The organism is Arthrobacter sp. CG_A4 (assembly GCF_035985125.1).
In the GTDB taxonomy this organism is placed as follows: domain Bacteria; phylum Actinomycetota; class Actinomycetes; order Actinomycetales; family Micrococcaceae; genus Arthrobacter.
The window spans coordinates 24,348-32,463 of the sequence record NZ_JAXCID010000046.1 but is presented as its reverse complement, the minus strand read 5'-3'; the positions used below and the strand labels follow the sequence as shown (position 1 = coordinate 32,463).

Genomic DNA, 8,116 nt, shown 5'->3' with positions numbered 1-8,116 from the left:
GCAAACAAGGACCCAAAACCATGCCGTCCACGCGCGCACTTTCGAATGATTCCACGAAGAAAGCTACGCGCGCATCTTGACATGATTCCCCGGGGCCCCTACTGGCGCGCGGTACGGCGTCAGGACTGATATCTCACGGCGTTGCGGTGTGTACGTAGCGTTCGTAGTCCCGGTAGGTCTGGTCCATGTGTTCGTCCATGGCGCGGCGGGCCAGCTCGACGTCGCCGCTGAGGATGCTGTCCATGACCTTTTGGTGGTACTCGATTGCGTGCAGCTGGATCTCCGCGACGGCGGACGTCTCACGCCGCGTCACGTAAAGGAGCTGTCCCAGCTGCGCGAACAGCGCCCGGACAAAAAGGTTGCCCGAAGCCTTTAGCACGACGTCATGGAAGCCGATGTCCGCCGCCACGAAGGCATCCAGGTCGCGGGAATCATAGAAGCGTTTCATGTCCGCGATGCACAAGCGCATCTGGCGGGCATGCTCGGGAGTATGGTGTTTGGCCGCCAGCGCGGCCGCCCCGGTTTCCACCATGCGGCGCATCTCAATGAGCCCCACGGCCACCTGCTCCGCCCCGCTGCCGTGCGAGGCGGCCTTGAAGATCGCGTCCAGCCCGGTCCAGTTGTCAGTGGGATTGACGAAGGTTCCGCGGCCGGCTTTTACATAGAGGATGTTCTGCGCCCGCAGAACCTTCAGCGCTTCACGCACCGTGAGACGGCTGACGTCGTAGGCTTTGGCGATGTCCGCTTCGGGCGGAATGGCCTCGTGGGGCTGCAGTTTACCGTCGAGGATGTCGGCGAGGATGCCGTCGACGAGATCGTCCACGAGTGTCCTGCGGCCCATCACGGTTCCCACCTTCAGTCTTGCTCGTTGCTCCCGGTGCCATCCACACTACAGAAACCGCCGGACGGACCGTGCACCGCCGCCGGCTGCACGGCCCCTGTCAGCGCCGCCTTTGGCGTCAGGAAACCCCCGCGTCGTCCGAATCGCGCCCCGCGGCGCTGGCCAGGTAGGCGTCAAGCTTGGCGAGGGTCTGTTCGATGTTGGCCGGGTGGCGGCGGACGAAGCCGGCCAGGCGCAGGAGAATCCTGGCGCGCACTTCCCTAGCATCCCATTGTTCGGTGACCAGGGTGCCGGGGTTGCCGGCGTCGTCGGCGTCGGGCTCCAGCACGTAGCGCCAGATGTGGCCACCGAAGTGCCGCCAGGCGATCCGGCGGCCTTCCTCGAATTCGCAGACGGTATTGAGGATCTTGTAGTCCAGCCTCATGTTCATGTCCATGCCGAACTTCGCGCCGAGGGCCAGCCGCTCCGGGCCGCGCGGCTGGGCACCCTTTACGGTGTCGGAGCCGTCGATCACGCTGTGCAGTGCTGGGGTGGCGAGCACCTCGAAGATGGCTTCCGGGGCGGCGGCGATGAAGCGGCTGCGGGACACAAGATATCTGTTGGTCATCCGGCAATCCTAGCCCCGGGCTCCGTGTTGCAGGTCAATCCAGGCAGCCTCCGCCCTTCTCCCGCAGCAGCCGGACCCGCATCAGCGTCCCTGTCCGCCTCGGCAGTTCCGCGGACCCGGAAACGCGCGTGGTGGAAGCCAGCCACCTCTTCGGCTGTATCGTGGAACTGGTGCACGACGGCGGCGGCGAACCGGCGCTGCTCACCGCGGCGCCGGCCCCCGGGCAACTGGCAGACCGGCGCGGCAGGCGATCGACGGCGTCGTCCTCCCGGGCGGGGGTGATCTGCCGGTCGCCGGGCTGTAGGGGATCCTCCATAGCGGCGGGGCCCCTGTGGCAGCGAGGTCAGTGCCAGTTGCTGATCTTGACGTCGCGCGGCTCCGGGTTGCCGGTGCCGGACTCGAGAAGCGACTTCAGGCTCATCAGAAAGACGGCCCACTTGGTGCTGCAGTGGTGCATGAACTCGACCGGCTCCTTCCAGCCAACGTGGCTGAACAGGACGATGGTGTACTCACCTTCCTGCTTGATCTCCCAGTTCACCGTGGTGCCGATCCACTCGGCCGGGCCGTCGACGACCTGCCAGAGGACGCGCTCTGCCGGTTTGAGCTCGGCGACCTGCATGTCGAAGCCACCGGGCTCGAAGCGGAACTCGATCACTCCGCCGACCTCGACGGATCCCGTCGTGTCGCTGGCCCACCAGCCGGATAGGCCGTCGAGCGTGGTCAACGCGTTGTAGACCTTGTCCGGGGACGAGTCCTTGACGCCTATTCTGTGGAGGATGTCCACCACGTCCTACTCCTTCGTCTTAACTTGGCTGGTCCGGTCTTGGCTGGTCCGGTCTTGGCTGGTCCGGTCTTGGCTGGTCCGGTCTTGGCTGGTCCGGTCTTGGCTGGTCCGGTCTTGCGTAGTCTGGTCTTGAGTGCGCTGGATCGCCTCGGCGATCCGCTTGATGCGCCGCAGCCGTTCATCCCAGGCCGTCCCGACCGCGGCCAGCTGGGCCACAGCGCGGGCGAACTGCGCGCCATCGACGCGGTAGCGCATCTCGCGACCGGCGGGGGTGGCGTTGACCAAGCCGGCGCGGTCGAGCACGCCGAGATGCTTCGCGACCGCTTGACGGGTCACAGGCAGGTGCTCGCTGAGGCTCGTGGCTGTTCCCGCACCATCGGCCAGGAGCAGGTCAAGCATCCGACGACGCGTGGGGTCCCCGATCGCCGACCAGAGGTCGTCGTCCACCGCGACCATCACGACGACGACACCAGCCGTGCGACGTACTCACCGAGACGGGGGATGAAGTAGTCCCAACCCTGGCCGTGCTCCTGGTAGGCCTGCTCCAGAGCGGCCGCTTCCCAGCCCCGCTCGCGGAAGCCGGTCTCGGTCATCCTCACGCGGGTCCCCTTCCCCGACGGCTCGAGGTCGAAGGTCACAAGCAGCGAATTGCTCGGCCCTGGCAACGCTCCCGCCTCGTAGACCCAGCGGAATGAAAAGCGGCGCGGCGGCTGGGCGTCGACGACCATGATCGGAACGACCAGCGCCTCTTCGGGTGCCGCGCGATGGAAGACGATCCGGCCCGTGGCGCCGGCCGCCGGCTCGATCTCCACCTCGTCCGGCCACCATTCCTTGAGGTGCTCGGGACTGCTGACGACCTCGAAGACTACCTCAGGGGAGGCGTCCACGTGGATCTCGCGCTCGATGCTTCCGTACTCCATGATTATCCTGCTTTCTGCAACGTTTGGTTGCACATCACGGTAGTTCGAGGAAACCAGATGCGCAACCCTTGGTTGCACATATATCTTTCGGTTGCTGATGGTTCCTCCCTCGGTCGGCGTGACCGCGGCCGCAGTGGGGGCGTCCATGGCCCGCCGTCCAGCCACCACATGAGCTGGACTGGCTATGGACCGGAAAGAAAAGCGAAGCGTAGGCTAGTAGTTGCAGACGCGCTATTTGTTGTTGCACCAGCAAATATGCCGCGCCAGCAACTAAATGATGGGCTGCGTGCGTTCTCAGCTGTTCGGGACGGGGCAGACCGGACTGAAGGGAACAAACTGATGGGCATCAAGGACCGCGCTGTCGAGGTCCGGGCGCACGGCTGGCGGACACTGGCGGCCTTGCACGGATTGATTGAGACGGAGCTGGAACGCGCCCTGCAGGCTGTGGCGCAACTATCCGTCGTGGAGTACACAGTGCTGGACGCGCTGAGCCGGCAGGATGGCTGGCACATGAGGATGCAGCAGTTGGCGCGCGCCACCGCGTTGAGCGCCAGCGCTACCACACGCTTGGTCAGCCGGCTCGAGGACCGGGGCCTGCTGACCCGGATTCTGTGCGCGGACGACCGCCGCGGCATCTACACCGAACTCACCCCGACCGGGATCGCGCTCCTGGAGCAGAGCCGGCCGGTCCACGACGCCACGCTGGAGCGGGCCCTCGCGGAGGCGCATGAGGTACCGGAACTGGCGACGCTGGTGGATGCCCTGCCCCGGCTGCACGCCCACGTGTAGCTCCAACTCCCTCGAAGGCGCCTCACATTCCCCGCCTGAGCGCAAGGGGCTCCCCCGGGGTCGGGCCATAAGAACAACGCGGGGTCACTTCGCGCCCGTCCCGGGGTGCAGGATGGGCGCGAAGTGACCCCGCGTTGTTTTTTGGGAAGCCCGACGGAACGGGCTACCGGGTGAAGGCGGAACTACGGGCCGTGCCGTCGTAGCCGCCGGCAGGGGGCTTGAGCCCGTAAATCCCGCCGACGGTCGGCGCGACGTCGGCGGTCCGGGCAGCCTCGGAAGACACCGACCCCCGCACCACCAGCGGGCTGCCGCCGGCGACGAAGAACGGAATGGGCTCCGTGGCGGGATGCCCGTGGTTGCCCGGGATCGGGTTGGACGCGACGTACGGGTCGGCGAAGCGCCAGCCCGCGCGACAATATGCCACCAGGTCACCGGCCTCGGCCCCCAACCGGAGGTCCGTCGGCCTGTTGACCGACAGCACGCCCTCATGCGCGCTGACCAGTTGTTCGACGGCGGCCAGGCCGGCCGTGCGGTCCGCGTCGGGGCCGGTCCAGTAGAGCAGGTCGGCGCCGCCGTTCTGGGCAATCCTGACGTTGGACTGCAGCTCCGGGCGGGACTGGAGGATCAGGTTGATCGAGATGACGTTGCTGGGGACGGACCAGTCCATGGAGTGGTCTGCCAGGACCATGATCACGCTGGAATCCCAGGTACCTGCGCCCTTGAGATGGTCGATGAATCGGCCGACCTGCATATCTGTGGCCGCCAGTGCCGCCGCACGCGCCGCCCGCAGCGTGGTGCCGGACAGGTCGGAGTGGCCCACACGGTCGATGTCGCCCAGGTTGGTGAATACAAAGTCCGGGTCCGGACCGCTCACCATCGCCAGAAGTGCGTCCATGGTGGCGGCGTCGGGTGCGTGGCCGGTCACCGGAAGCACCGGCCGGGGTTCCCACCGGTAGCTGGCCCGGGCACCGAAGATGCCGTAAAGGTACTCCTTGCTGAGCACCGATCCGGTCGTGAGCCCGCGGTTCTGCAGCCGCTCCAAAAGCGTCGGAAAGTGCAGGTCCGTGGACCGGTCCAGGTCGCGGACCATGCCTTCGGCCCGGTCGAAGATGGCGTTGGCCGGCACGCCCGAACGGTCCGGGCGCACCCCCGTCATCATCATGACGTGGTTGGGAATGGTCTCCATCAACGGCAGCGAGCGGGCGGCGGGGAAATTGGTGCCGGCGTCGCGCAGGGCAGCCAGCCTCGGCGTCAGGGCGGGCGTGATCTCATCCGGCCGGCAGCCGTCCACCACCAGCACATAGCAACGGGTCCGCCCCGCGGCCGGGGCGGCCCAGGCCGTGCCCTGCGCCGCGGAAAGGACGACGGCGGCCCCGCCGGCAGCGGCGAGTTGCAGGAACTGCCGGCGTCCCGGCGTCGTCAGTTCGCTGCCGGCAGGTGTGCCCTGCTGCGGTGAACGGCTCACTGGAGGCCTCCTTGAATCGGCGTAACCTTGCCGGTGTTAGCTTGCACCTTGAACGATGTGGACAGCGTCGATCCCGAGCTGGCGGAGGTCCGTTCGGCCAGGACGTACCAGTCCATCCGGACTCCGGCGGCCGTCACGTCCAGGACTGAGTAGCCGTGCGAGTCGAAGTCCAGGTACTTGACGTGCGGATTGGCCGCCTTGAAGGCGTTTTCGACGGCGACGGATGCGGTCCGTGGCGGAACTTTGAGGATGTCGTCGAGGTTGTCGCTCGTCACGGAGGTGCACACCAGCTCCACGGCCACGGAGTCACCGGTGGCCGGGTAGGTAGCCGGGTCCGCAGGGATGTCGCAGGCCCAGCCGGAGTGGATATCGCCGGTGAGGAAGACCGTGTCCTTGACGGCGTTGTCGCGCAGGTGGCGGACCACACGGTTGCGGTCCGCCTCGTAGCCGTCCCACTGGTCCACGTTGTACGGCACGCCGCTGATGCTGGTTCCGCCCACCAGCTTTTGCACCCCCGCCAGTTCGGCAGTGTTCAGGGTCGAGGGGAAGCGGACGGGGGCGATCATGACCGGGTTGCCCACGAGCTTCCATTGCGGGCCGGTGGATTGGAGGTTGCCCAGCAGCCAGTCCATCTGGGCGGCGCCCGTGATGGTGCGGGCGGGGCTGCTGACCGCGGGATCCGCGCCGTTGGCGGCCTGCTGGTCCCGGTAGGAGCGCAGGTCCAGCATGGACAGGCTGGCCAGGGAGCCGAAGTCCAGCCGGCGGTAGAGCTGGCCGCCCGGCTCGTAGCGGACGGGCATCCACTCGGCATAGGCCCGGTGTGCGGCGTCGAAGCGCTCGCGCCAGGCGCCTTCGGCGCCCTCGGTGTGGTTTTCGGCGCCGCCCTGCCAGGCATCGTTGGCCGATTCGTGGTCGTCCCAGGTCACGATGAACGGGGCCGCTGCGTGCAGCGCCTGGAGGTCGGCATCCGTCTTGTACTGGGCATGACGACGGCGGTAGTGCGCCAGCTGGGTCATCTCGAGGGCGGGATCGTGCGGGCGGACCACGACGTCGCGGGCCTGGTAGTCACCGGGTGCGTATTCGTAGAGATAGTCGCCCAGGTGAAGGACGGCGTCGAGATCGCCACGTGCGGCCAGGTGGCGGTACGAGGAGAAGTATCCCGCCTGCCAGTTGGCGCAGGACACCACACCGAACTTCAGCCGCGCCACCGCGGTGCCGGCGGCGGGTGCGGTCCGGGTCCTGCCCACGGGGGAGGATTCCCGCCCGAGAGTGAAACGGAACCAGTGGCTCGTGGCGGGAGCCAATCCGGCGGCCACCACTTTCACGGTGTGGTCCCGGGCCGGACCGGTGGCCGCGGTACCGCGAGCCACCACTTTCTTGAAGGCTGCATCTGCGGAAATTTCCCATCCGACCAAAACGTCGGGGCCGGCACCGCTTCCCGGTAGCGATTCCGGGGTGGGCGTGACGCGGGTCCACAGCAGCACGCTCCCCGGCATGGGATCTCCTGAGGCGATCCCATGGCCAAAAAGGCCGGTTCCGGAGGCGGAAGACGCGCCCGCGGGGGTGCCGGTGGCCATGGTTCCGGCCACGGCGGCGACCCCTGCCGTACGCAGTACTTGACGACGAGTAAAGGTAGTCATGCTTTCCAGTATCCGGACGATTCCGCCTCTGACAGGCGGTTTTTCGCGCAGTTAACCGGACATTCGCCAAGTGTTTTCCGTGGCGCAGTGCCCATTCGGGCCGTCAGCGCCGCAAACCTCTTGTCATACTGCGGGCCCCGTCCTATCCTTAAACAACCACATGGTTGATCAACGAATGGATTGATCACAAGAGGCTGACGAGGAGGTGGGGACACCGGTGGACCTACGCGACGACGAGCTGCTCGACTCGGCGTTCCTCGCCCTGGCCGACCCCGTCCGCCGCCGCATCATCGCCCGGCTCAGCAGGGGTCCGGCCACCGTTAATGAACTGGCGGAACCTTTCGCGATCACCAAGCAGGCGGTCTCGAAACACATCCAGGTCCTCGAGCAGGCACAGCTGGTCACACGCACCCGTGACGCCCAGCGCCGGCCCGTCCACCTGAACCCCGCACGGCTGGAGGCGCTCACCGCATGGATCGACCAGTACCGGCTGGTCCGCGAGGGGCAGTTCCGCAGCCTTGACGCCGTGCTCCACTCCAACGCCGCGGCACGCGGCACCCAGGCAAAGGACTCGTCATGACCAACGCCCTGAAAGTCACTGTCCCGGAGGGCCTGTCCTTCATCGATTTTGAGCGTGAGTTCGACTTCCCCGTCGCCGATGTCTTCCGGGCCCACAAGGAACCCGAACTCGTTGCCCAGTGGCTTGGCCCGCGCGGCCTGGCCATCGACGTCGACCACTACGACTTCCGCACCGGCGGCAGCTACAGCTATACCCACACGGGGCCGGACGGCGTGCCCTACAAGTTCAGCGGGATCTTCCACACGGTCCGCGAGAACCAGTTCGCCATCCAGACCTTCGAGTTCAGCGGCTACCCGGACGTCGTCAGCATCGAGTTCCTCACCCTGGCGGACCTCGGCGACGGCCGCACCCGGCTGACCGCCCACGCGGTCTACCCCAGCATGGAGGCCCGCGACGGCATGGCACAGTCCGGCATGGAAAGCGGCCTGTCCGAAGGCTACGAACGTCTCGACGAGCTTCTCAGCGGCGCCAAAGCCTGAGGGCGCAGCGC

General features: G+C 66.9%; 10 protein-coding genes. 3 read left to right on the top strand and 7 right to left on the bottom strand.

The window, feature by feature from the left end; genetic code table 11:
* Nucleotides 1-133: 133 nt before the first annotated feature.
* The 5 genes from RCH07_RS16340 to RCH07_RS16320 form a co-directional block, all read right to left on the bottom strand.
* Complete coding sequence (locus RCH07_RS16340; RefSeq protein WP_326968537.1) at nt 134-841, bottom strand: FadR/GntR family transcriptional regulator; 708 nt, start codon at nt 839-841, stop codon at nt 134-136.
* Between the two features lie 118 nt (nt 842-959).
* The gene (locus tag RCH07_RS16335; protein ID WP_326968536.1) at nt 960-1,448 is read right to left on the bottom strand and encodes an SRPBCC family protein; all 489 of its coding nucleotides are present in this window, start codon (nt 1,446-1,448) and stop codon (nt 960-962) included.
* 343 nt (nt 1,449-1,791) lie between these two features.
* On the bottom strand, nt 1,792-2,235 hold the full coding sequence (locus tag RCH07_RS16330) for an SRPBCC family protein (RefSeq protein WP_326968535.1): 444 nt from the start codon (nt 2,233-2,235) through the stop codon (nt 1,792-1,794).
* A gap of 3 nt (nt 2,236-2,238) precedes the next feature.
* The gene (locus RCH07_RS16325) at nt 2,239-2,688 is read right to left on the bottom strand and encodes an ArsR/SmtB family transcription factor (RefSeq protein ID WP_326968539.1); all 450 of its coding nucleotides are present in this window, start codon (nt 2,686-2,688) and stop codon (nt 2,239-2,241) included.
* Entirely contained in the window at nt 2,688-3,299 is a 612-nt protein-coding gene (locus RCH07_RS16320; protein WP_326968534.1) for an SRPBCC family protein, read from the bottom strand. The genes RCH07_RS16325 and RCH07_RS16320 overlap by 1 nt, the downstream gene beginning before the upstream one ends.
* A gap of 192 nt (nt 3,300-3,491) precedes the next feature.
* On the opposite strand from RCH07_RS16320, the gene RCH07_RS16315 reads away from it, so the two are divergent.
* Entirely contained in the window at nt 3,492-3,941 is a 450-nt protein-coding gene (locus RCH07_RS16315) for a MarR family winged helix-turn-helix transcriptional regulator (protein ID WP_326968533.1), read from the top strand.
* Between the two features lie 163 nt (nt 3,942-4,104).
* Here the strand turns inward: RCH07_RS16315 and RCH07_RS16310 are convergent, their stop codons facing one another.
* Nucleotides 4,105-5,406: an alkaline phosphatase family protein gene (locus RCH07_RS16310; RefSeq protein ID WP_326968532.1), complete on the bottom strand. Its 1,302-nt coding sequence runs from the start codon at nt 5,404-5,406 to the stop codon at nt 4,105-4,107.
* On the bottom strand, nt 5,403-7,046 hold the full coding sequence (locus RCH07_RS16305) for an alkaline phosphatase D family protein (RefSeq protein ID WP_326968531.1): 1,644 nt from the start codon (nt 7,044-7,046) through the stop codon (nt 5,403-5,405). The genes RCH07_RS16310 and RCH07_RS16305 overlap by 4 nt, the downstream gene beginning before the upstream one ends.
* A gap of 217 nt (nt 7,047-7,263) precedes the next feature.
* On the opposite strand from RCH07_RS16305, the gene RCH07_RS16300 reads away from it, so the two are divergent.
* Complete coding sequence (locus RCH07_RS16300; RefSeq protein WP_326968530.1) at nt 7,264-7,626, top strand: ArsR/SmtB family transcription factor; 363 nt, start codon at nt 7,264-7,266, stop codon at nt 7,624-7,626.
* A complete protein-coding gene (locus RCH07_RS16295) occupies nt 7,623-8,105 on the top strand; it encodes an SRPBCC family protein (RefSeq protein ID WP_326968529.1) in 483 nt (160 codons plus the stop codon). Before RCH07_RS16300 ends, RCH07_RS16295 begins: the two co-directional genes overlap by 4 nt.
* Nucleotides 8,106-8,116: the final 11 nt, after the last annotated feature.